Here is a 24,945-nt window from a genome sequence, read left to right as displayed (position 1 = left end):
TGAATGACCGACATCGTACATGTTCCTTTGGGGGACCGGGCATATGACGTGCACGTCGGGCAGGGGTTGTTCGCGCAGGCGGGCGATCTGATCGCGCCGTTGCTGGGCCGTCCCCGCGTCTTCGTCGTGTCCGAGCGGCGGGTGGCGGGGCTGCATCTGGATCGGTTGCAGAACGGTCTGGGCGACATCGAGGCCCCCGCATTGTTGCTGGAACCGGGCGAGGCGACCAAGGGCTGGGCCGGTTTGACGCAGGTGGTCGAATGGTTGCTGGACCAGAAATGCGAACGCGGCGATGTGGTGGTGGCCCTGGGCGGCGGCGTGATCGGCGATCTGGTGGGATTCGCCGCGGCGATCCTGCGGCGCGGCGTGCGATTTGTGCAGGTGCCGACGTCTTTGCTGGCACAGGTGGACTCGTCGGTCGGCGGCAAGACCGGGATCAACACGCGGCACGGCAAGAACCTTGTCGGCGCCTTTCATCAGCCGTCGCTGGTGATTGCGGACGTCGACGTGCTGGACACACTGACGCCGCGCGATTTCCGGGCCGGGTATGGCGAAGTGGTGAAATACGGGTTGCTGGGCGACGCGGATTTTTTCGAATGGCTGGAGGACAACGCGCCCCGTCTGGCGGACGACGCCGCATTGCGGGTGCAGGCCGTGCGTCATTCGGTGCAGATGAAGGCCGATATCGTCGCACGCGACGAGACCGAACAGGGGGATCGCGCGTTGCTCAACCTGGGTCACACGTTCTGTCACGCGCTGGAGGCGGCGACCGGGTTCGGCGACCGTCTGCTGCACGGGGAGGGCGTCGCCATCGGCTGTGCCCTGGCGTTCGAGCTGTCGTGGCGTCTGGGCCTGTGTTCGCAGGAAGATCCCAGCCGTGTGCGGGCGCATTTGCAGACGATGGGCCTGTCCCGCGACCTGCGCGACATTCCCGGCGACCTGCCGGGGCCGGAGGGGCTTCTGGCATTGATGGGGCAGGACAAGAAAGTCGTGGATGGCACGCTGCGCTTCGTTCTGGCACGCGGTATTGGTGTGGCGTTCGTTACTTCGGACGTGCCCGCGGATGCGGTGCTCGGGGTGCTGCGGGCGTCGGCCTAGCGCCCGGAACGGTCGCCGTCGTCCCGTCGCGGATCATCCGCCATCTGCTGCAGATCCCGCAACACCGCTACCCGGATGGCCGAGGCCAGTCCCGCACTGACGCCCCGGTCCCGGTCGATCTGCGCGGCCAGCGCGTTGATCGACAGGCCCTTGGCCCGCGCCATGTCGACGAAAGCGGTCCAGAACGCCTCCTCCAGCGACACCGATGTGCGGTGGCCATGCAGGGTCAGCGATCGTTTGCGGGGTCGTGCGTCGGTCATTCTATTTCGTGGTCATCGACGTGACGTTGCGCCTTGTCGGCCTGCGCCTTTTCGACGTCCTTTTCGGCTCTGGTGCGACCGAACCGGGCGGCATTCGCATCCGCCCGGACCTTCTTCGCATCCCGGTCGCGCGCCTTGCGGGCCGCGGAGAGGGAGACGACCTTGCCTGTCACTTCGGACCGATCATCAATTTCGGATCGACGACCCGGTCAAAGGTTTCCTCGTCCACCAGACCCATGGCCAGTGCCTCTTCTTTCAGCGTCGTGCCGTTCCTGTGGGCCGTCTTCGCAACCTTGGTGGCGTTGTCATAGCCGATGGTGGGGGCCAGCGCCGTCACCAGCATCAGCGACTCCTTCATCAGCTTGTCGATGCGTTCGATATTGGCTTTCGTTCCCACCACCATGTTGTCGGTGAAGCTGCCCGCCGCGTCGCCCAGAAGCTGCATGCTCTGCAATACATTGTAGGACATCATCGGGTTATAGACGTTAAGCTCGAAATGGCCCTGCGATCCGGCAAAGCCGACGGCGGCATCGTTTCCCATGACATGGGCGCAGACCATGGTCAGCGCCTCGGCCTGCGTCGGGTTCACTTTACCCGGCATGATCGACGATCCCGGCTCGTTTTCAGGCAGGATCAATTCGCCCAGCCCTGACCGTGGACCGGAGCCAAGAAGACGCATGTCATTGGCGATCTTGAACAGGCTGGCGGCAACGGTCCTGAGTGCGCCGGAGAACATGACCATCGCGTCATGGGCGGCCAGCGCCTCGAACTTGTTGGGGGCGGTGACGAAGGGAAGTCCCGTGATTTCAGCGATTTCCGCGGCGACCTTCTCGGCGAACCCCTTGCGGGTGTTAAGGCCGGTGCCGACCGCCGTGCCGCCCTGCGCCAGTTCATAGATATCGGACAAGCAGGCTTCGACCCGCTCGATCCCCTTTTTCACCTGATGCGCATAGCCGCCGAATTCCTGCCCCAAAGTCAGCGGCGTGGCATCCTGCGTGTGCGTGCGCCCGATCTTGATGATGTCCTTGAACTCATCCGATTTCGCGGCCAGCGCATGGTGCAGCTTGTGCAGACCGGGCAGCAACGTATCGCGCGCCATCATGCCGATGGCGACATGCATCGCGGTCGGGAAGGTGTCGTTGGACGACTGCCCCATGTTGCAATGGTCATTGGGATGCACGGGATCCTTGGAGCCGATCACACCCGACAGGATTTCAATGGCGCGGTTCGAGATGACCTCGTTGGCGTTCATGTTCGACTGTGTGCCCGATCCGGTCTGCCAGACGACCAGCGGGAAATTGTCGTCGAACTTGCCGTCGATGACTTCCTGCGCGGCGGCCGAGATTGCACCCGCCCGCTTGGCGTCCAGATCGCCGAAGCCGAAATTCACGGCCGCCGCCGCCTTTTTGACCACACCCAGCGCGCGCACGATGGCGATGGGCTGACGCTCCCAGCCGATGGGGAAGTTCAGGATCGACCGCTGCGTCTGCGCGCCCCAGTATTTGTCGGAGGGCACCTCCAGCGGGCCGAAGCTGTCGGTTTCGGTGCGCATGTCGGTCATCACGATCTCCGGTGGTCTGTCATCTCGATGAGGCGGACATAACGAAGGCTGCCGCACAGGTCCATCGCCCGCGCGCACACGCCCGTCAGACACCGCGCTGAAAGGAAAAGACACGCGCAGGGGGCAGGTTGCGCCAGACCTTGGGGCCGGCGATGCAGGCAAGGCCCAGTTCGTCCAGCGTCTGCGAGGCCACCGGCTGACGCATTCCGTAGGTGAATTGCAGAATGCGACCGCCCGGCAGCAGCCGGTCATGCGCTGCCACCATGATGGCCAGCACCACATCGGCGGGAATCGACCGCAAGGGCAGGCTGGAAACGATGGTGCTGACCCGCGGCAGATTCAGCGCCACAAGGTCCGTGGCACTGGCCGGATAGATCCGCACGCCCGGACACCGGCGGGCCAGGATGTCGCAGAACGTAGGGTTCATCTCGACCGCGTGGATGTCCGATGCGGGCACGCCGCGGCCCAATATGGCCTGGGTAATCGCACCGGGACCAGGACCCAGTTCTATCACCGGACCTGTCCCGACACCGAGTCCATCGGTCATTTCCCGGCCCAGGTAGCTCGAAGATGGCAGGATCGCACCGACTTCCTGGGGTCGCGCAAGGATCTGTCCGAGAAACTGGGAGAGGTGCAGCGACATCAGATGATCCCTGTAAGATACGTCGCCCACGCCGAACGAACCGACTGCTGAGTTGTGGGGCAAAATGTCGGACGTCAATACATCTTGGGACGATCTACAAAGACGTGATCGCGCAATCTCCGGATCCGGCCTTCGTGTCGGGTCTTCGGGTCCGGCCTATTTGCGGAAGCGATCCAGGCTGACGACTTCGGCATCCTGGCGCGGTGCAGGTTCTTCCTCAAGCTCGGCGAAGGGGGCCTCATCTCCGTCATCGGGGCCGTCGGGGTCGTCATCTTCATGCCGCTCGAACCGGAAACCGAATTCGACGGACGGATCGACGAAGGTCTTCATCGCCGCCCAGGGCACGGTCAGGGTTTCCTGACTGTCTCCGAAATTGAGCGTCACGGAAAACCCGTCATCCCGCACATCCAGGTTGTCGTACCAGTGCTGTAACACGATGGTCATGTCGTCGGGATAGCGGTCCCGCAGCCACGCCGCGATTTCGACGCCGTCGAAATTGGTGTCGAACGAGATGAAAAAATGGTGGTCGCCCGGCAAACCCTGTTCGGCCACGCGGAGAAATACCCGTTTGATGAGGTCGCGCATGGCATCGTGCATCAGCGTGCCGTAGTCGATCGTCGCAGATGAATCTGTCATTGGCCCCTCGGTGTGTCGCCTGGGAAAAGTAGAACAGAGCGGCGGAGGAGCGGCAAGGGCAGGTCGGGTGGAAAGCGGCGATATGCAACAAAGGTCATATCAAGCCACCAGACCTTCGGGTCCGGGCAAGCCCGGTGTTGATAAGTGCAGGCTTCTGTTGCCTCAACGTTTTTCGCGCAAGCGAAAGGCGGCGCCAGGGTTTTGGACGCCGTTTCATCTCGAAAACGCAAGGGGGTAGAAGTGCAGGCTTCTGTTGCCAGGTGCCTGCGAACCCCGCCTTACGCTGCTAGGCGCAAGGGCTTAAGTTTCGGTCTCGACGCAGCTTACGCTGCGACGGCGACCGGAGCACGGTTGATATTGGCAACTGTACATTTTGTACCGATAACGGTGGTAACTCACCGAGCGAAAGCATTACCCCTTTAGACGTCCGTCGATCCTGTTTCGACCCCATGATCCCCCAATACGGGATGTATGGTGGAGTCGCCGGGTACCGCCCCCGGGTCCGATCCGCTTATTACGGGCGCGTTTATCGCCATAGTCCTCCGAAGAAGACAAAGTGAACATAGTCTGTTCCGTGGTCCGATTCAAGTCAGGTTGATGCCCAGAAGAAGCACTGCGAACACGATTTCGGTGCCGAAGAACCCCCATTTCCGTGTCGTCCGCCCATCGAGCAGCAAAGACGTCGCCCGACCAAGGGCGCCGCCGCCCCAGACGAATCCCAACATGGCATAGGCTGCCGGAAATCCGATCAGAATCGCACCTACCCCGGCCACGACGAACAGCGCGCCCGAGGCCGCGCGCACTTCCGACAGGCCCATGGTCGACCCGCCGTCGCGCAGGTCGACCTTTTCCATCGTCCAGCGGGGGGCCAACCAGCCTGCGGCCCCGAAACCAATGGTGGCGAGGGCCAGGAGGAGGTTGAGTATGTCGGCCATGGCGGGTCTCCGGTCAGATGCGTTCGTCTTGAACAAAAGCCCTGCCGAAAGGTCCGGCAGGGCATGTGTTACGGGGTTGGCCGTCCGATCAGAATCCGGCCTTGATCCGCTCGAAGGTCTCGGCCTGTTTCTGGCGCAACTGCCCGTCCATCGGAAGCTGCGCCAGCACCGGTGCGTCGATGGTGCCAAGACCGGAGGCGGTCAGCGCTTCCTCGCCCTGACCTTCCATCGCGGGCAGGTTCGACTGGCCGTATCCCGCCTCCAGCAGCGGCACGGTCGAAGACGCATCCAGCATCGCATTCACATAGTCATAGCCCAGTTGTTCGTCCGACGTACTGTCCTTCATGTTGACGTAGCCGCACAGCCAGAGCGATGACCCTTCGGCCGCCTCGCGCTGGAAGCCGATGGGAAAGCCCTCGTCGGCCATCGTCGGAAGCGTCTCGTTCCAGGCCCAGCTTACCAGAACCTCGCCCGAGGACAGAAGCTGCGACAGCTCCGCCGGGTCGGTCCAGTAGGTCCGCAGGTTGACGTGTGCCTTGCGGAGCCACTCGGATGCCGCGTCGAATTGTGCGTCGGTGGCGTTCGACCAGTCGGTGGTGCCGGTCGCCAGATAGGCCAGCGCATAGGCGTCGTCGACATTGTCGGGCAGGGACATGCGGCCCTGGTATTCCGGGTTCAGAAAGACATCGAGCGACGCGACGTCTTCGGCCGGTACTTCGTCGGCGTTATAGGCGATCGCGGTGGACCCATAGTCCACGGGCACGAAATACACATCGCCATCGTCCCCGACTTTCTGGCCAGTCAGATCGCGGCTCAGGTTATCCCATTCCGTGATCTTCGACAGGTCCCATGGCTCGATCAGGCCGGATTCGACGAACTTGGTGACGGAGCCCGCGCAGATGTGCGTGACACCCGGCTCGTTATATCCCGACGACAGTTTCTGGAATGCCTCCTCCTCGTCGCCGAAGAAAGCGAAGTCCGGACCGGCACCATTGGCCTCGATATAGGCCGAGTGGAAGGCCGGGTCTTCGAAGCCGGAATAGTCGAAGACCGTCAGGCTCTGGGCACCGGCGGGCAGGGCGGCCAGCGTCGCGGCACCGGTCACTGTGGTGGTCAGAAGGGCAAGGCGTAAGGTCATGTATATAGCTCCCGAGGTTGGATGTTTTGCCCGGAGGTTGCGACCTGTCGCACGGAATGTCTAGCGCCTGTCGGGCAGATCTCTAGCGCCGCGCCCGCCGCGCCTGTCCCCGTTGAAACAAAGCGATCATCAGGGCCTCCAGCTCGTCCAGAACATGCCTGACTTCGCCCGCATCCCGCGCCTGCAGGGCCCCGGCTATACGGCGATACAAGCGGATGATCGTCTCGCGGTCGCGGTCGGCATAGGTGATCATGTTCATCAGCGGCTGCATCGCCTCGACCGCGCCCGCCAGTTGATACGACAGCACCGGGTTGTGCCCCGCATCGACCAGCGCCCGGTGAAACGCGACGTCGGCGGCGCAGAACGCCTCGTCGGTGCAGCGGCTGGCCAGACGGTTGATCGCATCTTTCAGGGCGCGCAGGTCGGCGCGGTCGTGCTGCGCGACCGCCAGATCGACGCAGGCGCGTTCCAGGGCGAACCGCGCCTCGGCGGCGGTCTGGAAATCGACGGCATTCATCGACAGCAACAGCATGGATGTCGCGACATGCGAATCCAGTGCCGCGGCATAGGTCAGGTCGGCCACGAAAGCGCCGCCGGAATGGCCGCGCGCGGTGCGGATCAGGTTCTTGGCGGCCAGCCGCTTCAACGCCTCGCGCACCGTTGCGCGGGAACAGTCGAATTGCAGCGCAAGCTCCGCTTCGGAGGGAAGGCGATCGCCCGCCATCAGGTCGCCATCCGCGATCCGCGCGGCCAGCCGGTCCGAGATGGACAGCGAAATCGATTTCGCGGGAGGGGTCTTCGTCGGCACCGGCAGAATCCAATTGTCTGACTTTTAAATGTCTGACATTTGATATGGGTGAATCGGCAACGGATCAAGCGGCTGGGGAGGGCGGTTGATGAGGCATCTGTCACGCATGACCGCACCGCACTGGCTGGCGCTTTATGCCGGGCTATTGCTGGCATGGGCCGCTGTTTTCCTGATCGGCGTCGATAACGGGTGGGCGATGGCCCTTCACGACATGTTTCGCCTGCCGGTCGATGCCGTGGGGGTGGCCGGGGCTTTCGCGATGTGGCTGATCATGTCGGCGGCGATGATGTTGCCGACCGCTTTGCCCGCCTTCGCCACGCATGACGACATCGCCGACTCCCAGGGCACGGGCGGCGGGGGGCGGCTGGTCACGGGCTATCTCGTTGTCTGGGTGGGTTTTTCGGGTGTTGCCGCCGTGGCGCAACTCGTCCTGTCGCGCGCCGGTGTGCTGGAAGGGGCCTGGCTCGCCGCTGCGCTATTGACCCTTGCGGGGGCCTACCAGTTTTCGGCCGTCAAGGACGCCTGCCTGTCGAAATGTCGCCAGCCGCTGACGTTTTTCATGAACCATTGGGACGAAGGACCGCTGCGCATGGGCCTGCGTCTGGGCGCGACCTGTCTGGGCTGCTGCTGGGCGCTGATGGCGCTCGGGTTGGTCGGCGGCGCGATGAATCTGGGCTTCATGGCATTGGCCACCTTGTTGATGGTATTGGAAAAATTAACACGCGGGGCCTGGGTGCCGCGCGCAATCGGCCTCGCCTGTCTGACCGGCGCGGGCTATCTGATCGGAGGAACGATATGACCAAGATCGCCGCGCCCGCCTTGTCGAGCCGCCACCCGCAAGCCCGTCCGCAAGGGGCCGCCCAGACGCCTTGGGCGATCAAGGGCGAGCTGATCCTGAACTGCAATTGCACGGTCTTCTGCCCTTGCGTCGTGTCTCTGGGCAAACACGCCCCGACCGAAGGCTATTGTCAGGCGTGGTCGGGCATCCGCATCGACAGCGGACATTACGGTGACACCGATCTGTCGGGTCTGAACGTGGGGCTTCTCCTGGAAATTCCTGGTCTTATGGCGCGCGGCAACTGGAAGGCGGCGGCGTTCATCGACGACCGTGCAACCCAGGCCGCCTATCTGGGTCTGATCGAGATATTTTCGGGCCGGGCCAAGGGAACGACAGGTCTTTTCAAGCTGCTGGTCAGCGAATTCCTCGGGGCCGAACGCGCGGCGATCACCTATGAGACCGAAGGCAAGTCCCGTCGCCTGATGGTCGGCAAGAAGATTCAGGGCGAGGTGGTGCCGGTCAAGGGCAAGGACCCCGAGCGCGATATCGTCGCCACCAATACCGAATACTGGATGGGCAGCGACATCACCGTCGCCACCGCCACCAAGGGCCGGGTGCGCGCCTTTGGCCGTGTCTGGGACTTCGATGGGCGCAGCGCCGAAATCTGTCAGATCGACTGGTCCGGACCCGAGGTCGCCCGGTGATGGAGACACCGATGATCTCACCGGAATGGGTGCGCATGATGGTGCGGTTCGGGGCGCAGCAGAACGTGGCCTATGCGGACCTGACCTCCGATCTGGACGAGGCCGCGTGGTGGGCGGACCGGGGCGCGTTTTTCGGGTCCTTGGGCGCGACGCTCAACCACATCCTCTGGGCGGACCTGATCTGGCTTTCGCGACTGGCGTCCCGTCCCGCACCCGAAGCCACGCCGGGTGGGCGTGACATCGCCTCGACGCGGGTTGACTGGGCCGCGATGCGCATCGGCGCCGATGCAGAGTTGACCGCCTGGGCGGGCGGGCTTTCCGAAACGGATCTGTCCGGCGACCTCGACTGGGTGTCCGGGCTGTTCGGGCCGCAGACGGCGCGGCGCGATTTTGTCGTCACGCATGTTTTCAACCACGCAACGCACCACCGCGGGCAGGTCCACGCCATGCTCACGGCCATGGGGCGGGAGACGCCGACGACCGACCTGATCTTTCTGCGTGACGTCCAATGACGGCGCTCGCGCCCTCGAACCGGCTGCGCCGAACGTGGTGGACCGATGCGGTCGAGGCGGCGGGAGTGTCTGCCTTTACGGTCTATAACAAGACCTTGCTGCCCGTCGTGTTCGAAAGCCCGTCCGAGGATTGCCGTCACCTGAAGTCTGCGGTTCAGGTCTGGGATGTCGCCTGCGAGCGTCAGATCCGCATCGAAGGGCCGGACGCGACCAAGCTGATGCAGCGCCTGACCCCGCGCGATCTGGACCGGATCAAACCGGGCAAATGCGCCTATGTCCCGATCTGCGATGTGAACGGCGGGATGCTCAACGACCCGGTCGCGTTGCAACCGTTTCCGGGGGTATGGTGGATTTCGCTGGCCGACAGCGACCTCGCGCTTTGGGTCGAAGGGGTGGCGATGGGGACCGGATACGATGTGTCCGTATCCGAACCTGACGTTCAGATACTGGCCGTGCAGGGGCCGTGGGCCGGTGATCTGGCCGCCGAGGTGTTTGGCGAAGACACGCGGGACATCCCGTTCTTCGGTTTCAAATGGCTGCCATTTGAGAACGGCAAGGTTCTGGTCGCACGCTCGGGCTATTCCAAACAGGGCGGGTTCGAGATCTACGTGACCGATCCGGCGCTGGCGACGACGCTGTGGGACACGCTGATGTCCAAAGGGCAGCCATTCGATATCCGCGCCGGATGCCCCAGTGGCCCCGAACGGATCGAGGGCGGGATGCTGTCCTATGGCAACGACATGACCCGCGCCGACACCCCGTTCGAGGCAGGGCTGGGGCGCTATGTCCAGCGGTTCGATTGCATCGGGGGCGCGGCGTTGCGGGCGCATGTCGCGTCGCGCAAGATCGTAGCCGTTGAGTTGGAGGGCGCACCGCCGGTCTGCGACCGGGAATGGCCGTTGATGGACGGCGATGTGCAGGCCGGTCGCATCCGGTCTGCGGCGTGGTCGGACGAGTTTCAATGCGGTGTGGCGATCGGTATGGTCGGAATGAACTGGGAGCCGGGCGATCGGCTGACCTGCGTGACGCAGGACGGCGAGATTGCGGCCACGATACAGGAGAGGTTCTGGAAATGAGCGAGACATTCAAGGCGCTGGTCGTCGAAAAGGAAGATCAGGGGACCTCGGCTTCGGTTCAGGATCTGACGCTGGCCGATCTGCCCGAGGCGGAGGTTACCGTCGCGGTCGAATATTCGACGGTGAACTACAAGGACGGGCTGTGCATCGGGCCGGGCGGCGGGCTGGTCCGCAACTATCCGCATGTGCCGGGCATCGACTTCGCCGGCACGGTCGAGGCGTCGTCTGACGACCGGTACAAAACGGGCGACAAGGTCGTCCTGACCGGCTGGCGGGTCGGCGAAGCGCATTGGGGCGGCTATTCCCAGAAGGCCCGCGTCCGGGCCGACTGGCTGGTGCCGCTGCCCAAGGGGCTGACCACACGGCAGGCGATGGCGGTCGGCACAGCGGGGTTTACCGCCATGTTGGCGGTCCAGGCGCTGGAAGATCACGGAATCAAGGCCGGGCCGGTTCTGGTCACCGGGGCCGCAGGTGGTGTCGGATCCGTTGCGGTCGCGCTGCTGTCGGCGATGGGCAAGCAGGTTGCCGCCGTCACCGGACGGCCTGAACAGGCAGAATATCTGACTTCGCTGGGGGCCACGCAGATTATCCCGCGCGAAGACCTGGCAGAAACCGTCAAGCGTCCGCTGGAGGGCGAGACATGGGGTGGCTGCGTCGATGCGGTCGGTGGCGCGATGCTGGCGCGACTGCTGGGTCAGATGGAATATGGGGCCAGTGTTGCGGCAGTTGGACTGGCCGGCGGCGCATCGTTGCCCGCAACGGTAATCCCGTTCCTGTTGCGGGGTGTTAACCTTCTGGGCATCGACAGCGTGCTGCAGCCATATGAAAACCGGGTCCGGGCCTGGGATCGTTTGGCCGAACTGCTGCCGATGGACAAGCTGGAGGCGATGATCGTCGAGAAGACGCTGGAGGACCTGCCGCGAACCGGCGCCGATATCCTGAAGGGTCAGGTTCGGGGACGTGTGGTCGTCGACGTGAATGCCTGACGCTGCGTCATAGGGGCCTCGGCCCGGAAACGTGGATATTTTTACCAAGAGGAAGCTGGGCGACCGGACGGATGGCCCTATGATCCCTTCGATATGACGAAGGGTCTTGGATGACGCCGATCATTCTGTGGATGCGCCGCGACCTGCGGCTGACTGACAATCCGGCAATGGATTGGGCGGCAAAGTCGGGGCATCCCGTCATCCCAGTGTTCCTTCTGGACGAGGTGGTCGAGACATGGGGCGCCGCCCCGGCATGGCGGCTGGGTCTGGGTCTGGAGGCAGTAACGACCGCCTTGGAGGGTATCGGGTCGCGGTTGGTCCTGCGACGGGGGCGCGCGCTGGATGTGCTGCGGGCGCTGATCGCGGAGACCGGGGCCGAGACAGTGGTCTGGAACCGTCTTTATGTGCCCAACGAGCGGGCACGTGATACCGAGGTGAAGGAAAAGCTGCGCGAAGGCGGCATCGAGGCGCGGTCGTTTCAGGGCCATGTGCTGTTCGAGCCATGGACGGTCGAGACCGGGACCGGGGGCTATTACAAGGTTTTCACGCCGTTCTGGAAATCGGTTCGCACCCGCGATCCGGAGACGCCGCTGGCCCCGGTGAAGGCATTGCGCGCGCCTGACGCCTGGCCCGCCAGCGATACTCCGGGCGACTGGGATCTGGGCCGCGCGATGGGGCGCGGCGCTTCGGTCGTGGCGCAACACGTTCACGTCGGAGAACAGGCGGCGCGCGACCGGCTGGTGGGGTTTCTGGACGAAAAGGTCGGCGATTACAGTGACGCGCGCGACATGCTGGCGGTCGACGGCACCTCCGGCTTGAGCGAAAACCTGACCTATGGCGAGATCAGCGTGCGGGAATGCTGGTTCGCGGGCAAACGCGCGATGGAGGATGGGAAGGCGGGGGCCGAAACCTTCCTGAAAGAGATCGTCTGGCGCGATTTCGCGCATCATCTGGCTTATCATACGCCGCGCCTGGTCACCGAGAACTGGAAGCCCGAGTGGGACGCATTTCCTTGGCGGGAGGATAACCCCGATGCCGAAGCCTGGCGGCGCGGCTGCACCGGGATGGACGTCGTGGATGCCGCCATGCGGGAGCTGTATGTGACCGGGCGGATGCACAACCGCGCCCGGATGCTGGTCGGCAGCTATCTGACCAAGCATCTGATGACGCACTGGAAACTGGGACGCGACTGGTTCGCGGATACGCTGGTCGACTGGGACCCCGCGTCGAACGCGATGGGCTGGCAGTGGGTCGCGGGGTCGGGGCCGGATGCCTCGCCGTTTTTCCGTATCTTCAACCCCGAGACACAGGCCGAAAAATTCGATCCAAACGGCATTTACCGGCGTAGATGGCTGGAAAATGATGCATTTTTCGAGGCGATCCCGCGCAGTTGGAACATGACGCGCCGATCCGGCCGTCCGTCCGAGCCTATCGTCGGTCTGTCCGAGGGACGAGTGCGCGCATTGGATGCATACAAGCAACGGGACGACGGATAGCTGCGAATTTTTCTTGCAGAAACCGATCGCAGGGTGGTTTTCTTCCACCAATATCAAAGGGATTAACATGAACGCATTCACGACCACGGACGGACAGGCCGGTCTTCCGCGTTACTTCAAGCGGGCGTTCGCGATGGCGCAGGGCGCGCAGTCGGGCCGCATGGACGTGGTGCTGCCTGATGGCCGCCGGTTCCGCCACGACAGCGCGTCGCCCGGACCCGTGGCCGAAATCGTGACCCACAACAAGGATGTGTTCGCCCGTCTTGTGCGCGAAGGCGATGTGGGTTTCATGGAGGCCTATATGGACGGGTCGTGGACGACTCCCGACCTGCAGGCGGTGTTCGATTACATCAACAAGGAAGGGGACATGCTGATCCAGAAGTTCCCCGGGCTGAAACTGGTGCAAGCCTATGAAAAGGTGCGGTTCTGGATGCTGCGAAATACAAAGGCGCAGGCAAGGAAGAACATCTCCAAGCACTACGATCTGGGGAATGATTTCTATGGTCTGTGGCTGGACGAGACGATGACCTATTCGTCTGGCATGTTCGCCACATCGCAGGACCCGCTGGAGACTGCGCAGACCGCGAAATACAAGTCCATCATCGACCGGATGGAGGTGCAGCCGGGCGATCACGTCCTGGAAATCGGCTGTGGCTGGGGTGGCTTTGCGGAATATGCCGCCGCGGAGCGGGGGCTGCGCGTTACCGGGCTTACGCTAAGTAAGGAGCAGTTGAACTTCGCCGAGGAGCGCATTGAAAAAGCTGGACTTTCCGATCTGGTCGAGTTCCGCTTGCAGGATTACCGCGATGAGACAGGCGTGTACGACGGTATCGCGTCGATCGAGATGTTCGAGGCGGTGGGCCGCGAATACTGGCCGGTCTATTTCGACACGCTGCGCGACCGGCTGCATCCCGGCAGGCAGGCGTCGTTACAGATCATCACGGTGCCGGACACGCGGTGGGCGGTGTATACACGCAGCGTCGATTTCATCCAGAAATATATCTTTCCGGGTGGCATGCTGCCTGCGCCGATGAAGCTGGCCGAACAACTTGCGCGCGCCGGGCTGGAGGATCGCGGGTCGATCAGTCTTGCCAAGGATTATTCAATCACGCTGCGGCGCTGGTATGACCGGTTCAACCACCGTTGGGACGAGGTCGCGGCACAGGGTTTCGACGAGCGGTTTCGCAAGATGTGGAACCTGTATCTGACGGGCTGTGCGGGGGCGTTTGAATATGGCATGTGTGACGTCATCCAGATGACGGTCCGAAAGCCAACCTGATGCCAACCCCCGCCAAACTTGTCAGTGCCATCCTGTTTGCCGCGTTGGCCTGGGCTGTAGGCGAAGCCATTGTCCGCTATACGCTGGAGGAAGGGACGCGCGTCGGCCTGTTCCGCGAATTTCTGGCCTTCGGCGGTCTGTTGATCGGGTGGCGGTATATCGGGCGGATCGCGTCGGGGCCGACGATGCGGGGCAACACCGTCACCAATGTCATAACGGCGGGCATCGGAGGGGCGGCAATACTGCTGGTTCTGGGTCTGTTGCTTCACGCCTTCGGAGTCATGATCGCCGAGTCGCTGCAGGGCAAATACACCGCCATCGGTACGGCGGCGTCGGCCTGGATGGGGTTCTTGGTCAAAGACGCGGTGACAGTCTTCCATCCGGTTGTGATGGGCCTGCTGTTCGGTGGCGGTGCGGTTGTCGGGCTGATCGGCGGCCTCGTCGGTCGCACGATGCGATGAACCAGCGCTGACCGGAACATGAGCCGCTATTTCCTGTTCGGAACCCTTATGTGGGATGCGCTTCTGACCGATGTGGCTGGGGGCGATGTCGGCTGCATACGCGCCACGCTGAACAACTGGTCGGTCGAACGTGCGATGGCGGGTGACTGGCCTGTGCTGGTCTGCGGGGGGCAGGCAACCGGGTATCTGACCGCCCCACTGGACGGCACGGCCAAGGCCCGGTTGGACTGGTACGAAGTGGCCTTCGGATATGCCCCCGAAGCGGTAACGGTGGACGGGCCCGAGGGGGCAGTCTCTGCTCTGGTCTATCGGGAGGTCGGCGGGGCCGGAGGCGCGGGTGTGCCCTGGTCGCTGACCGATTGGGTTGCGGCGCATGGCGCGCGGACCCGGCTGGCCGCCGCCGAAGTGATGCGCGGCATGGGGCGGGTGACGCCCGCTGAAATTGCGGCACGGCGTGACGTGGTCCAGTCGCGTGCGGAGGGTATCGTCGCGGCGCGGAACCACCGCAGGGTCGCAACTGTCGGGGGCGAGGGACGGACCGATCAGGTCGACGTTCAGCGGGTCGACTATCCCTATGAAGGGTTTCATCGGGTCGAGGAATGGCATCTGGATTATCCGCGCTTCGACGGCACCCGTTCGGGCGTTCTGCAGCGCGCGATCTCTCATGCCACGGATGCGGCGACGGTTTTGCCCTATGACCCGGTGCGTGAGCGCGTCCTGCTGGTCGAGCAGATCCGTATCGGTGCGCTGGCCAAGGGCGATCCGCAGCCCTGGATGCTGGAGCCTGTCGCCGGTCTGATTGACGCGGGCGAGACGGCCGAGACCGCGGCCATCCGCGAAACGGCGGAGGAGGCGGGTCTTAACGTCGACCCGCAAAACTTTCATTTTGTTGGACGTTACTATCCCAGTCCCGGTGGTCTGGCGCAGATATTACACTCCTACGTAGCGGTCTGCGATCTGCCGGACGACAGCGACGGCCTGCACGGTCTGGACGGCGAGGACGAAGACATTCGTGTCCACGTGGTGCCTCTGGACGATTTGCTGGCGATGGTCGCGTCGGGCGAAGCGGTGAATGCACCGTTGATCATTTCTGCGCAGTGGCTGGCGCTCAACCGGGACACGCTACGCGGTTGAAGCCATGACGACCGAGGGGTAGATGGGATTGTAACCCATCCGGAGGCCCAGACATGATCCATCAGAACCTGACCGAGGCCATCGGTAACACGCCCCTGATCCGGCTGAACCGGGTCAGCGACGACACCGGCTGCGAAATTCTGGGCAAGGCGGAGTTTCTGAACCCCGGTCAGTCGGTAAAGGACCGCGCGGCGCTGTATATCATTCGCGATGCGTTGGCGTCGGGCGCGTTGAAACCCGGTGGCACGATAGTCGAAGGCACCGCCGGAAACACAGGCATCGGTCTGGCGCTGGTGGGCGCGTCGATGGGGTTCAAATCGGTGATCGTCATTCCCGACAGCCAGAGCCAGGAAAAGAAGGACATGCTGCGCCTTGCAGGGGCCACGCTGGTCGAGGTGCCGCCCAAGCCGTATCGCGATCCGAACAATTACATCCACTATGCCCGCCGATTGGCGGACAAGCTGGCCGAGACCGAACCGAACGGCGCGATCTTCGCCAATCAGTTCGACAACACCGCGAACCGGCAGGCGCATGTTGAAACCACTGCCCCCGAAATCTGGGAGCAATTGAATGGCCGCATCGACGGTTTCATCTGTGCCGCAGGGTCGGGCGGCACGGTGGCGGGCGTGGCCCAGGTTCTGCAGCCAAAGGGCGTCAAGGTCGGGCTGGCCGATCCGATGGGCGCGGCGCTTTATAACTTCTATAAGAACGGAGAGCTGGCGTCCGAGGGCAACAGCATTTCGGAAGGCATCGGGCAGGGCCGCATCACCGACAACCTTGAAGGGTTTACCCCCGATTTCGTCTGTCAGGTGACCGACGAGGAAGCGCTGCCCATCGTCTTCGATCTGCTGGAATTCGAGGGTCTCTGCATGGGCGGTTCGACCGGCATCAACATCGGCGGAGCGATGCAGATGGCACGGCATATGGGGCCGGGGCATACAATCGTGACAATCCTGTGCGACTATGGATCGCGCTATCAGTCGAAGCTCTGGAATCCCGCGTTCCTGCGCGAAAAGGGGCTGCCGGTGCCGCATTGGCTGGATGGTCCACCGCGCGAGGTGCCGACGGCATTCGAATGATCCGGTCACCAATCCGTGTTCTGAGTGCCGTGTTGGTGTGGTTGGTGCTGGTGCTGCCGGTGGCGGCGCAGGACGCCACTGCACCCCAGCCAAGTACTTCGCCGCAAACCTCCACGCCGTCGTCGACCGCGCAGCCGCAGAACGCAGCCACGCCTGCCGCCGAGTCCCCGGAATGGACCGATCTGGCAAAACGCGCGCGCGATGTGATCGACAACGGAGCGGCTTCGATCGAGGCTCTGGGAAGGTTGCGGTCCGATCTGGTTCGCTGGCGGACGCAGTTTTCCGGGGACCGCGAGGTAGGAGCAGAGCGCATCGCGACGCTGAAGACGCAGATAGAAGCGCTCGGCCCGGCTCCCCAAGAAGGGTCATCCGAGGCACCCGATATTGCGTCGCAGCGCGCAGACCTGAATGCCCAGCTGGAAACGCTCATGGCTCCGGTCCGCCTGGCGCAGGCCGAATTCGCCCGCGCCGATGGTCTGATCGCCGAAACGGACCGCCTGATCGAGCAGGACCGCACAAAGCGAGTCCTGGAAAAAGGTCCCGCGCCACTCAATCCAGTCAACTGGCTGCCAACCGTAACCGCCATCGGAAGCTGGCTTGCCGCTTTCGGGCGGGAAATGTGGCAGCCGTTCGCCACCCCCACGGACCGCGCCGTCTGGCAGTCGCGCGGGGTTGAACTGGGGCTGCTGATCTTTGTGGCGGTCATGCTCCTTTGGAGATCGGGCGTCTGGCTGGCCCGCCTGCGCGACCGCATCGCCAGGGATGAGGCGGACAGCGCAATAGTGCGTATCATCCTGCTGGGGATTTCGCTGATCCGTCTTATCCTGCCGGTACTGGGCTTGTTTGCGATTGTCCGTATCCTGCAACTGATGGGGGCCGAAGGTCCGCGCGTTGCAGTGGCCACGACGACACTGCCGATCATGGGGCTGGTCACGCTGCTGGCGCGCTGGCTGGCGTTACAGGCCCTGCCGCGGCGAGAAACGGTTGAGGCGTTCCTGCCGGTCGCGCCCGAGCGTCGGGCCGAGGCGCGACGGCATGCGCTGATGCTGGGTTTCCTTCTGGCCTGCGCCTTCGCGGTCGAGGTGATTGCGCCCACATCCGCCGACCCGGCGGTCAGCCGTGCGGTGTCGCATTTCGTCATCCTGACATTTGCCGGGCTGATCCTGTTCCGGCTGGGTCAGTTGTTCCTGTCGCAGGGACTTGCCGCGCGCGACGACGAAGCGGAAGGGTTCTGGGCACAGGTCCTGCGTTTTCTGGGCCGGGCGCTGATCGTCGTCGGGCTGGTGACACCGGTCATCTCGGCGGTCGGCTATGTCAATCTGGCCGGAGCGATCCTCTGGCCTTCTGTCATGTCGCTGGCGTTGATCATGCTGATCGGCATCCTTCAGGGGCTGGCGTTCGACATCTATGCCGCCGTGACGCGCCGGTCGGATGCCGGACGCGATGCGCTGACACCGACGCTGATCGGGTTCGCACTGGCCATCGCATCTGCGCCTGCGTTCGCTATGATCTGGGGGGTGCGCGGGACGGTTCTGGCGGAATGGTGGACAAGGTTCCTGCGCGGTTTCACCATCGCCGGGACCGATATTTCGCCCGCAAGTTTCATGACCTTCGCGATTGTCTTCGCGCTGGGCTACATGATCGTCCGTCTGCTGAAGGGTGTGTTGCGCATCAGTGTGCTGCCCAAGACCAAGCTGGATACGGGCGGGACCAACGCCATTCTGTCCGGCACCGGCTATCTCGGGATCACGGTTGCCGCGCTGGTCGCCATCACGGCGGCGGGCATCAACCTGAGCGGTCTGGCCATTGTCGCGGGTGCTCTGTCGGTCGGTATCGGTTTCGGCCTGCAGACCATCGTGCAGAACTTCGTGTCGGGTGTCATCCTGCTGATCGAGCGTCCCATCAAACTGGGCGATTGGGTGAACGTCGGCGGGGTCGAGGGATTCGTGCGCGAGATTTCGGTGCGCTCCACCCGGATCGAGACGTTCGACCGTCAGGATGTGATCGTGCCGAACGCGGATCTGATTTCTGGAGTTGTGACCAATTATACCTTGCAGAATTCCTCCGGGCGCGTGGTTCTGACGGTCGGCGTGGCCTATGGCAGCGATACGCGCCGGGTCGAGAAGATCCTGACCGAAGTGGCCGAAGCCCATCCGATGGTCGTGCTCAACCCCGGCCCTCTGGTGACGTTCGACGGGTTCGGGGCGGATAGCCTGAACTTTACGATTCGCGTCGTCTTGCGCGATATCCTGTTCAGGCCGATCGTCGCGTCGGAGCTGAACCACGGGATTGCAGAACGTTTCAAGGCGGAAGATCTGGAGATTCCTTTCGCGCAACGCGATATCTGGTTACGAAACCCCGAGGTGCTGCGGACAACCGCGCCCGATACTGCCCCGCCATCCGATCACACGCCCGACCAGCCCCCCGAGACGACATGACCGACATGCTGTACCGCACCCATCCCTATCGGAAGTCCGCCGTCGGCCGTGTGATGGCGCTGACGCCCGAGGGTGGGATCGTGCCTGATGCGTCGATCTTCTATGCCAAGGGCGGCGGTCAACCCGGCGACAGCGGGCATATCGCCTGGGACTGTGGCGGCTGTGATATTGCGGGCGCGGTCAAGGGGGTGGAGGACGCCATCGTTCTGGTCCCCGCCGAGGAATCGCCGCTGCCGCCGCTGGGGGCCGAGATCGAGATGCGTCTGGACTGGGACCGTCGCCACCGTTTCATGCGGATGCACACGGCGTTACATCTTCTGTCGGTCGTGGTGCCGTTGCCGGTAACAGGAGGTCAGATCGGAGCGGAGAAGTCGCGGCTGGATTTCGTCATGCCCGAGGTGATCTTTGATCGGGATTTCATTCAGGACCGGCTGACCCAGTTGATCGCCGAGGATCATGCCGTCACCGAGGAGTGGATCACCGAAGCCGAGCTGGATGCCAATCCGGGCCTGGTCAAGACTCTGTCCGTGCAGCCGCCGCGCGGGGCCGGGCATATCCGCCTGGTGCGGATCGGAACCACCGATGCGCCGGTCGACCTGCAACCCTGTGGCGGCACGCATGTCCGCTCCACCGCCGAGATCGGCGCGGTCGAGGTCGGCAAGATCGAGAACAAGGGCAAGTCCAACCGGCGGATCTCGATCATTCTGGTCTGAGGTGGGGACGGGTCGGAGGCGCGGTACGCATGGCCCAGGCTCCCGCAGATATACCCCAGGCGGGAATTGCGTCCCTAAGTCTTATGGGCAGGGGGCGAGGTGCCATACTTCATCTGCGGGGGGCGCGGTCAATGGGTCAGAATCTGACTGGCTGGACTATGCGTCATCGCGACGAGGGCGCGGGCTGCGATACCGGATCGACGCCCCCCGCATGCCAAGCAACACGTATGAGATTGCAGCGAACAAAGGCGCGGCCACCGCGATCAATACCCCGGTGTGAGCCAGGGTGCAGATGCGGTGGTCGGCCTCGTTCCAGGGCACGATCCCGGTGCGGGCGGATCTGTGAGTGACCGTGGAGCAAACCGGGGTCGTACGACCGGAAATCGACGACAGTGCAGACCTGCCGAAGCCCAAGTTGTAGGAAGGATCGGGATTGAACATGAAAAGAATCGAACTGGTAAAAAAACTAACGCGTCTTAACGTATTGTTAACTATTATCACGAACGGGTGATTCATGCGTGTCAGGCATTTCCCGTCAACCTGTAATACCTGCCTTAACTATTTGTAATTGTGTGTATAGCTGCCGAAATATTTCGTAAGTCGCGGCCAACCTGTTGTCCAGGCGCTCTCGATCCGTCTTCGGTCAGGCTGCGGGCTCGGTGGTGCAAGATCGGAATTCGCCGCCCTGAACTATGCGCCATCCGCAGAGGATTGCGGCGGACGCCTGGACGCTGCTGGCGCCCGCACGATACGTAGATCGTGACCCCGCGCGGGCCGGACACGTTGACATCGGGGACAGTCGCCCGACAAGTTGCGGCAATTGCGCCGGGTTCATGTCTGTCGCATCGCCAATCAATAATCCGGAGCAGGCATGTCAAAGACACCCTATTTCGCCCCCAGGGGCGGCCACCCGCCCCAGACCGACCTGCTGACCGATCGCGCCGTCTTCACCGAAGCCTATGCCGTGATCCCCAAAGGGACGATGCGCGATATCACGACCAGTTTCCTGCCGTTCTGGACAGCCACGCGCCTCTGGGTCCTCGCCCGGCCCCTGTCGGGGTTCGCCGAGACCTTCAGTCACTATATCATGGAGGTTCAGCCCGGTGGTGGGTCGGACAGGCCCGAAACCGACGCGGGCGCACAGGGCGTGTTGTTCGTGGTCGAGGGCACCGTCTCGCTTACGGTGGCGGGGCAGGCGCATGATCTGGGCGAAGGCGGCTATGCCTATGTCCCTGCGGGCGCGGACTGGTCATTGCGCAACGACGGCGGTGCAGTCGCGCGGTTCCACTGGATCCGCAAGGCCTATGTCGCGGTCGAGGGGCTGGACGCTCCGGACCCGCTGATCCTGAACGATGCCGACATCGCGCCGACCGTCATGCCCGACACCGACGGTGCCTGGGCTACGACGCGGTTTGTCGATCCGACCGATCTTCGCCACGACATGCATGTCACCATTGTCACGTTTCAGCCGGGCGGTGTGATCCCGTTCCTGGAAACGCACGTCATGGAACACGGGCTGTATGTGTTGGAGGGCAAGGCTGTCTACCGCCTGAACGCCGACTGGGTCGAGGTCGAGGCGGGCGATTACATGTGGCTGCGCGCATTCTGTCCGCAGGCCTGTTACGCGGGTGGGCCGGGGCCGTTCCGGTATCTGCTCTACAAGGATGTGAACCGGCATATGGCGTTGCCGCGTTCTGGCTAGCGACGGTTCGATCCGGAACGGCCCCCGCCCGTAAGCGGGGGCCGGATATCCTAGTGGCGCGGGGTCTCCAGCGGGATGCCCTCTGGCTGCCTGCGTCCGGCCATGCCGCCAGAGACTTCCTCGGTTGCCTCATCTGACAGGTGTTCGGGCAGAACGAGATTCAGGATGATGGCGATGAACGCCGCAGGCAACAGACCCGAGACCATCAGGACACGCGCCCATTCAGGCAGATACTGCACTGCGCCCGGTTCCAGCTGAAGGCCAAGGCCAATCGACAGGGAGACCGCGAAGATCACCATGTTGCGCCGGTTCCAGTCGACATCGGACAGCATCGAAATGCCCGCCGCGACGACCATGCCGAACATCACGATCACACCACCGCCCAAGACCTCGATGGGCACTGTTCGGATGACGCCGCCGACTTTCGGCACCAGTCCCGAGATGATCAGGAAAATCGCGCCGCAGGTCACGACGTGACGCGACATCACGCCGGTCATCGCGATCAGGCCGACGTTCTGGCTGAACGATGTGTTCGGGAACCCGCCGAACACGCCTGCAATCGCAGTACCCAGACCGTCGGCATAGGTCGCGCCCTGGATCTCCGTATCGGTGGCTTCGCGTCCCGCCCCGCCCTTGGTGATGCCCGACACGTCACCGACCGTCTCGATGGCCGAGACGAAGGCCATCAGGCAGAAGCCGACGATGGCCGCGACGCTGAACTCGAATCCATACTTGAAGGGTTGGGGCAGGGCGAAGGCGGCGGAGCGGTTCCACGATGAGGTGATGGCCTCGACCGTCAGGATGCCGACGCCCAATGCATAGACATAGCCGACTATCAGGCCGATCAGCACCGCCGAGACGGCCAGCATGCCGCGGGTGAAGAACTTGAGGCCCAGCGTCACCGCAATGACGACCAGTGCCGCCGACCAGTTCAGCAGGCTGCCGTATTCCGGCGTGCCGATGGCGGGAACGCCGCCTGCCGCGTACTGGATGCCGACGCGGACCAGCGCCAGGCCGATCATCGTGACGACAAGGCCGGTGACCAGCGGTGGCAGCGCAAAGCGGATCTTGCCGATGAACGTGCCGATCAGCGTGTGGAACAGACCGCCGATGATGACGCCCGTGAACAGCGCGGCCAAGCCATCGACACCCTTGCCCGCAACCAGCGGGATCATGATGGGCAGGAAGGCAAAGGATGTGCCCTGCACGATGGGCAGGCCCGCACCGACCGGCCCCAGCGTGATGGTCTGCAACAGGGTGGCAACGCCAGCGAACAGCATCGACATCTGGATCAGGTAGAGCAGTTCCGGAAAATCGGGAGAGTTCGACCCGAAGCCGAAGCCCGCCGCACCCGCGATGATGATCGCAGGCGTGACATTCGAGACGAACATGGCGAGGACGTGCTGGATGCCCAGCGGGATCGCCTTGTGGAGCGGTGGAGTATAGTCCGGATCGCGGAGCTGCTCCGGCGTTCCGATGGATGTGTCGGTCATTTCGTATCCCTCTTGGTGTGGTGGGACCGCTCTTGTCGGCGGTTCCCGATCAGTTGGCCGTTACCCGCCAGGGGGTTTCGAACCAATGTTCTTCCAGGTTGTCGCCCGGTCCGATCCGGTCGATGACCGCAAACAGGCCCGGTGGGGCCAAAGGCGTCAAGACGCCGTGCCATGTGCCGCGATGAAAGTTTACGCCCTGACCCTGTGAGGCAACAAAGGCGCGGGGCGCGCCCGGCGTCCCGTCGGCGTCGGCGGCCACGATCACCAGCCAGTCGTTCTGGTGCATCGGCACGAAGGCCTGAGACCCGTCGGGATGTCGTTCCATCATGTCCAGATCGTGCGGCAGGCTGCGCGGGACGGCATCGAAAATGCTGATCCCGGCGCGTCCTTCCATGAAGTCCAGCCGGGCACGGTCATGAAAGCGGCTACAGAGACCCTGATTGATGATTTTATCGGCATCACCGGAAGCGGCCAGCACATCGCCGAACGGGGCGAAAGCCTTGGCCGTCAGCGGTTCGGGCCGGATCGTGCGGGTCATGGCAGAATGGCTTTCAGGCGGTGCAGGGCGATGCGCTCGACTTGCTGGCAGGCCTCGTCGAATTCGCGGGCGCGATCATGAGCAACGCGGCTTTGGAACGCGGCGAGGATGCTGCTCTTGTCGTGGTCGCGCACCGCGATGATGAAGGGAAACCCGTGGCGCGCGACATATTCGGTATTCAGCCGGGTAAATATCGCACGCTCGTCGTCGGTCAGGGCATCCAGGCCCGCACTGGCCTGTTCCGAGGTGCTTTCCTCCGTCAGACGCCTGGCCGCAGCCAGTTTGCCAGCCAGATCGGGATGCGCGGTCAGGACGCCAAGGCGGTCGTCCTCGGACGCGCAGCGGAAGGCGCGGCAGAGGGCGCTGTGCAACCCGACTGCCGTGTCGTGCGCAGGACCTAGCTCCAGATCGAAGGCGCGTTCCGCGACCCACGGCGAGTGCTCGAAAATACCACCGAAGCGGGCGACGAAACTATCGCGATCCATCTGGCTGGGGTTTTCGCGCCGTGTATGGGGATGGGTTGCGGCCCAATGGTCGGCGATCTGTTCGCGGGTGGCGAACCAGACATCACCCCTGGTCCGCGCGTGGTCGAGAAACCGTTGCAGGGCTTCGGCCCGACCCGGGCGACCGACCAGGCGGCAATGCAACCCGACGGACATCATCTTGGGCGCACCCGCGACACCCTCGGCGTGCAGCGTATCGAAAGTGGCGCGCAGGTAGTCGAAGAACTGTTCGGGCGCATTGAACCCCTGTGGCGTGGCAAAGCGCATGTCGTTGCAGTCCAGCGTATAGGGCACGATCAACTGATCCCTGTCACCCACTTCAATCCAATAGGGCAGGTCGTCGGCATAAGAGTCGGCAACATATGCAAAGGCCCCTGTCCCGGTGGCCAGCCGGATCGTGTTTTCCGATGATCGCCCGCAGTAGAACCCCCGCGGTGGCGTGCCCACAACCTCGGTATGCAGGCGGATGGCTTCAGCGATGGCGGTGCGTTCGTCGTTTTCCGCCATGTCCTTGTGCTCGATCCATTTCAGACCGTGCGACGCGATTTCCCAACCGGCATCCCGCATCGCATCCACCTGTGCGGGCGACCGGGCCAGTGCAGTGGCAACCCCATAGACGGTTACAGGCAAATCGCGCAACATCCGGTGCAGTCGCCAGAAGCCTGCGCGGGCGCCGTATTCATAGATCGATTCCATATTGGCGTGGCGTTGGCCGGGCCAGGCGGCGGCCCCTACGATTTCCGACAGGAAGGCTTCGGACGCCGCATCACCATGCAGAATGTTATTTTCACCGCCTTCTTCGTAATTCAGGACGATCTGAACGGCGATCTTCGCGCCGTTCGGCCACTGCGGGTCCGGCGGCGTGGGGCCGTAGCCCTGTAGGTCGCGGGGATATCGGGTCATCGGCGGCTCCTGCGGTGCTGACGGTTATATGGCGACAGCTTTGCGGTGACTTTCAAGGGAAGGGGCGGGAT

25 protein-coding genes and 1 other RNA gene are annotated in these 24,945 nt (G+C 63.4%); 14 read left to right on the top strand and 12 right to left on the bottom strand.

Going from position 1 to position 24,945, the window contains the following annotated elements:
* The first annotated feature begins 3 nt into the window (after positions 1-3).
* Complete coding sequence (gene aroB / locus AC13C2_RS11645) at positions 4-1,098, top strand: 3-dehydroquinate synthase (RefSeq protein ID WP_092762792.1); 1,095 nt, start codon at positions 4-6, stop codon at positions 1,096-1,098.
* On the opposite strand, the gene AC13C2_RS11640 is transcribed toward aroB, so the two are convergent.
* From AC13C2_RS11640 to AC13C2_RS11600, 9 genes are all read right to left on the bottom strand, one after another.
* Positions 1,095-1,358: a ribbon-helix-helix domain-containing protein gene (locus tag AC13C2_RS11640; protein WP_092762790.1), complete on the bottom strand. Its 264-nt coding sequence runs from the start codon at positions 1,356-1,358 to the stop codon at positions 1,095-1,097. The two genes, aroB and AC13C2_RS11640, sit on opposite strands and share 4 nt — an antisense overlap.
* Positions 1,355-1,531 carry a DUF4169 family protein gene (locus tag AC13C2_RS11635; RefSeq protein ID WP_092762788.1) on the bottom strand — a complete coding sequence of 59 codons (177 nt, stop codon included), beginning with the start codon at positions 1,529-1,531 and terminating at the stop codon, positions 1,355-1,357. The genes AC13C2_RS11640 and AC13C2_RS11635 overlap by 4 nt, the downstream gene beginning before the upstream one ends.
* Positions 1,528-2,919 carry a class II fumarate hydratase gene (gene fumC, locus AC13C2_RS11630; protein ID WP_482886898.1) on the bottom strand — a complete coding sequence of 464 codons (1,392 nt, stop codon included), beginning with the start codon at positions 2,917-2,919 and terminating at the stop codon, positions 1,528-1,530. The genes AC13C2_RS11635 and fumC overlap by 4 nt, the downstream gene beginning before the upstream one ends.
* An 85-nt stretch (positions 2,920-3,004) precedes the next feature.
* A complete protein-coding gene (locus AC13C2_RS11625) occupies positions 3,005-3,562 on the bottom strand; it encodes a class I SAM-dependent methyltransferase (RefSeq protein ID WP_092762784.1) in 558 nt (185 codons plus the stop codon).
* Positions 3,563-3,718: 156 nt separating this feature from the next.
* Entirely contained in the window at positions 3,719-4,198 is a 480-nt protein-coding gene (locus AC13C2_RS11620; RefSeq protein ID WP_092762782.1) for an SspB family protein, read from the bottom strand.
* Between the two features lie 239 nt (positions 4,199-4,437).
* Positions 4,438-4,790, bottom strand: a transfer-messenger RNA (tmRNA) gene (gene ssrA / locus AC13C2_RS11615).
* Complete coding sequence (locus tag AC13C2_RS11610) at positions 4,783-5,133, bottom strand: DUF4345 family protein (RefSeq protein WP_175495848.1); 351 nt, start codon at positions 5,131-5,133, stop codon at positions 4,783-4,785. Before AC13C2_RS11610 ends, ssrA begins: the two co-directional genes overlap by 8 nt.
* 88 nt (positions 5,134-5,221) lie before the next feature.
* The gene (locus AC13C2_RS11605) at positions 5,222-6,271 is read right to left on the bottom strand and encodes an extracellular solute-binding protein (RefSeq protein WP_092762780.1); all 1,050 of its coding nucleotides are present in this window, start codon (positions 6,269-6,271) and stop codon (positions 5,222-5,224) included.
* 82 nt (positions 6,272-6,353) lie between these two features.
* Positions 6,354-7,079 (bottom strand): FadR/GntR family transcriptional regulator, encoded by a 726-nt coding sequence (locus tag AC13C2_RS11600; protein WP_423787115.1) that lies wholly within the window; start codon positions 7,077-7,079, stop codon positions 6,354-6,356.
* An 88-nt stretch (positions 7,080-7,167) separates the two neighbouring features.
* Between AC13C2_RS11600 and AC13C2_RS11595 the strand changes: the two genes are divergently transcribed.
* From AC13C2_RS11595 to AC13C2_RS11535, 13 genes are all read left to right on the top strand, one after another.
* Positions 7,168-7,878, top strand: a complete 711-nt coding sequence (locus AC13C2_RS11595; RefSeq protein ID WP_482886897.1) for a DUF2182 domain-containing protein — start codon at positions 7,168-7,170, stop codon at positions 7,876-7,878.
* The gene (locus tag AC13C2_RS11590; protein WP_092762778.1) at positions 7,875-8,561 is read left to right on the top strand and encodes a DUF1326 domain-containing protein; all 687 of its coding nucleotides are present in this window, start codon (positions 7,875-7,877) and stop codon (positions 8,559-8,561) included. The genes AC13C2_RS11595 and AC13C2_RS11590 overlap by 4 nt, the downstream gene beginning before the upstream one ends.
* An 11-nt stretch (positions 8,562-8,572) precedes the next feature.
* Positions 8,573-9,073 carry a DinB family protein gene (locus AC13C2_RS11585; RefSeq protein WP_482886896.1) on the top strand — a complete coding sequence of 167 codons (501 nt, stop codon included), beginning with the start codon at positions 8,573-8,575 and terminating at the stop codon, positions 9,071-9,073.
* Positions 9,070-10,149 (top strand): dimethylsulfoniopropionate demethylase, encoded by a 1,080-nt coding sequence (locus AC13C2_RS11580; protein ID WP_482886895.1) that lies wholly within the window; start codon positions 9,070-9,072, stop codon positions 10,147-10,149. Before AC13C2_RS11585 ends, AC13C2_RS11580 begins: the two co-directional genes overlap by 4 nt.
* Positions 10,146-11,135 carry an acryloyl-CoA reductase gene (acuI, locus tag AC13C2_RS11575; protein ID WP_482886894.1) on the top strand — a complete coding sequence of 330 codons (990 nt, stop codon included), beginning with the start codon at positions 10,146-10,148 and terminating at the stop codon, positions 11,133-11,135. The genes AC13C2_RS11580 and acuI overlap by 4 nt, the downstream gene beginning before the upstream one ends.
* A gap of 110 nt (positions 11,136-11,245) precedes the next feature.
* Positions 11,246-12,631, top strand: coding sequence for a cryptochrome/photolyase family protein (locus AC13C2_RS11570; protein WP_092762772.1), 1,386 nt, complete (start codon positions 11,246-11,248; stop codon positions 12,629-12,631).
* Between the two features lie 67 nt (positions 12,632-12,698).
* On the top strand, positions 12,699-13,910 hold the full coding sequence (locus AC13C2_RS11565; protein WP_339640652.1) for a class I SAM-dependent methyltransferase: 1,212 nt from the start codon (positions 12,699-12,701) through the stop codon (positions 13,908-13,910).
* Complete coding sequence (locus AC13C2_RS11560; RefSeq protein ID WP_482886893.1) at positions 13,910-14,371, top strand: TrgA family protein; 462 nt, start codon at positions 13,910-13,912, stop codon at positions 14,369-14,371. The genes AC13C2_RS11565 and AC13C2_RS11560 overlap by 1 nt, the downstream gene beginning before the upstream one ends.
* 18 nt (positions 14,372-14,389) lie before the next feature.
* Positions 14,390-15,505, top strand: coding sequence for an NUDIX domain-containing protein (locus AC13C2_RS11555; protein WP_482886892.1), 1,116 nt, complete (start codon positions 14,390-14,392; stop codon positions 15,503-15,505).
* Between the two features lie 53 nt (positions 15,506-15,558).
* Positions 15,559-16,584, top strand: a complete 1,026-nt coding sequence (locus tag AC13C2_RS11550; protein WP_482886891.1) for a cysteine synthase A — start codon at positions 15,559-15,561, stop codon at positions 16,582-16,584.
* The gene (locus AC13C2_RS11545) at positions 16,581-19,022 is read left to right on the top strand and encodes a DUF3772 domain-containing protein (protein WP_482886890.1); all 2,442 of its coding nucleotides are present in this window, start codon (positions 16,581-16,583) and stop codon (positions 19,020-19,022) included. Before AC13C2_RS11550 ends, AC13C2_RS11545 begins: the two co-directional genes overlap by 4 nt.
* Complete coding sequence (locus tag AC13C2_RS11540) at positions 19,019-19,735, top strand: alanyl-tRNA editing protein (RefSeq protein WP_482886889.1); 717 nt, start codon at positions 19,019-19,021, stop codon at positions 19,733-19,735. The genes AC13C2_RS11545 and AC13C2_RS11540 overlap by 4 nt, the downstream gene beginning before the upstream one ends.
* Positions 19,736-20,606: 871 nt before the next feature.
* Positions 20,607-21,437, top strand: coding sequence for a bifunctional allantoicase/(S)-ureidoglycine aminohydrolase (locus AC13C2_RS11535; protein WP_092762758.1), 831 nt, complete (start codon positions 20,607-20,609; stop codon positions 21,435-21,437).
* 50 nt (positions 21,438-21,487) lie between these two features.
* Here AC13C2_RS11535 and AC13C2_RS11530 read toward each other — a convergent pair whose 3' ends face one another.
* The 3 genes from AC13C2_RS11530 to puuE are packed head-to-tail and all read right to left on the bottom strand — an operon-like array spanning position 21,488 to position 24,874.
* A complete protein-coding gene (locus AC13C2_RS11530; RefSeq protein WP_482886888.1) occupies positions 21,488-22,930 on the bottom strand; it encodes a uracil-xanthine permease family protein in 1,443 nt (480 codons plus the stop codon).
* 49 nt (positions 22,931-22,979) lie between these two features.
* The gene (locus AC13C2_RS11525; protein WP_482886887.1) at positions 22,980-23,468 is read right to left on the bottom strand and encodes an ureidoglycolate lyase; all 489 of its coding nucleotides are present in this window, start codon (positions 23,466-23,468) and stop codon (positions 22,980-22,982) included.
* Entirely contained in the window at positions 23,465-24,874 is a 1,410-nt protein-coding gene (gene puuE / locus AC13C2_RS11520) for an allantoinase PuuE (RefSeq protein WP_482886886.1), read from the bottom strand. The genes AC13C2_RS11525 and puuE overlap by 4 nt, the downstream gene beginning before the upstream one ends.
* Positions 24,875-24,945: the final 71 nt, after the last annotated feature.

Source organism: Jannaschia sp. L-14R (assembly GCF_056857695.1).
This window is presented reverse-complemented; position numbering and strand designations above follow the sequence as displayed.

Bases quoted from the DNA above. Each gene is read 5' to 3' on its own strand.
- aroB (WP_092762792.1), top strand. From the start codon at position 4: ATGACCGACATCGTACATGTTCCTTTGGGGGACCGGGCATATGACGTG.
- AC13C2_RS11640 (WP_092762790.1), bottom strand. From the start codon at position 1,358: ATGACCGACGCACGACCCCGCAAACGATCGCTGACCCTGCATGGCCAC.
- fumC (WP_482886898.1), bottom strand. From the start codon at position 2,919: ATGACCGACATGCGCACCGAAACCGACAGCTTCGGCCCGCTGGAGGTG.
- AC13C2_RS11625 (WP_092762784.1), bottom strand. From the start codon at position 3,562: ATGTCGCTGCACCTCTCCCAGTTTCTCGGACAGATCCTTGCGCGACCC.
- AC13C2_RS11620 (WP_092762782.1), bottom strand. From the start codon at position 4,198: ATGACAGATTCATCTGCGACGATCGACTACGGCACGCTGATGCACGAT.
- AC13C2_RS11610 (WP_175495848.1), bottom strand. From the start codon at position 5,133: ATGGCCGACATACTCAACCTCCTCCTGGCCCTCGCCACCATTGGTTTC.
- AC13C2_RS11605 (WP_092762780.1), bottom strand. From the start codon at position 6,271: ATGACCTTACGCCTTGCCCTTCTGACCACCACAGTGACCGGTGCCGCG.
- AC13C2_RS11595 (WP_482886897.1), top strand. From the start codon at position 7,168: ATGAGGCATCTGTCACGCATGACCGCACCGCACTGGCTGGCGCTTTAT.
- AC13C2_RS11590 (WP_092762778.1), top strand. From the start codon at position 7,875: ATGACCAAGATCGCCGCGCCCGCCTTGTCGAGCCGCCACCCGCAAGCC.
- AC13C2_RS11585 (WP_482886896.1), top strand. From the start codon at position 8,573: ATGATCTCACCGGAATGGGTGCGCATGATGGTGCGGTTCGGGGCGCAG.
- AC13C2_RS11580 (WP_482886895.1), top strand. From the start codon at position 9,070: ATGACGGCGCTCGCGCCCTCGAACCGGCTGCGCCGAACGTGGTGGACC.
- acuI (WP_482886894.1), top strand. From the start codon at position 10,146: ATGAGCGAGACATTCAAGGCGCTGGTCGTCGAAAAGGAAGATCAGGGG.
- AC13C2_RS11570 (WP_092762772.1), top strand. From the start codon at position 11,246: ATGACGCCGATCATTCTGTGGATGCGCCGCGACCTGCGGCTGACTGAC.
- AC13C2_RS11565 (WP_339640652.1), top strand. From the start codon at position 12,699: ATGAACGCATTCACGACCACGGACGGACAGGCCGGTCTTCCGCGTTAC.
- AC13C2_RS11560 (WP_482886893.1), top strand. From the start codon at position 13,910: ATGCCAACCCCCGCCAAACTTGTCAGTGCCATCCTGTTTGCCGCGTTG.
- AC13C2_RS11555 (WP_482886892.1), top strand. From the start codon at position 14,390: ATGAGCCGCTATTTCCTGTTCGGAACCCTTATGTGGGATGCGCTTCTG.
- AC13C2_RS11550 (WP_482886891.1), top strand. From the start codon at position 15,559: ATGATCCATCAGAACCTGACCGAGGCCATCGGTAACACGCCCCTGATC.
- AC13C2_RS11545 (WP_482886890.1), top strand. From the start codon at position 16,581: ATGATCCGGTCACCAATCCGTGTTCTGAGTGCCGTGTTGGTGTGGTTG.
- AC13C2_RS11540 (WP_482886889.1), top strand. From the start codon at position 19,019: ATGACCGACATGCTGTACCGCACCCATCCCTATCGGAAGTCCGCCGTC.
- AC13C2_RS11535 (WP_092762758.1), top strand. From the start codon at position 20,607: ATGTCAAAGACACCCTATTTCGCCCCCAGGGGCGGCCACCCGCCCCAG.
- AC13C2_RS11530 (WP_482886888.1), bottom strand. From the start codon at position 22,930: ATGACCGACACATCCATCGGAACGCCGGAGCAGCTCCGCGATCCGGAC.
- AC13C2_RS11525 (WP_482886887.1), bottom strand. From the start codon at position 23,468: ATGACCCGCACGATCCGGCCCGAACCGCTGACGGCCAAGGCTTTCGCC.
- puuE (WP_482886886.1), bottom strand. From the start codon at position 24,874: ATGACCCGATATCCCCGCGACCTACAGGGCTACGGCCCCACGCCGCCG.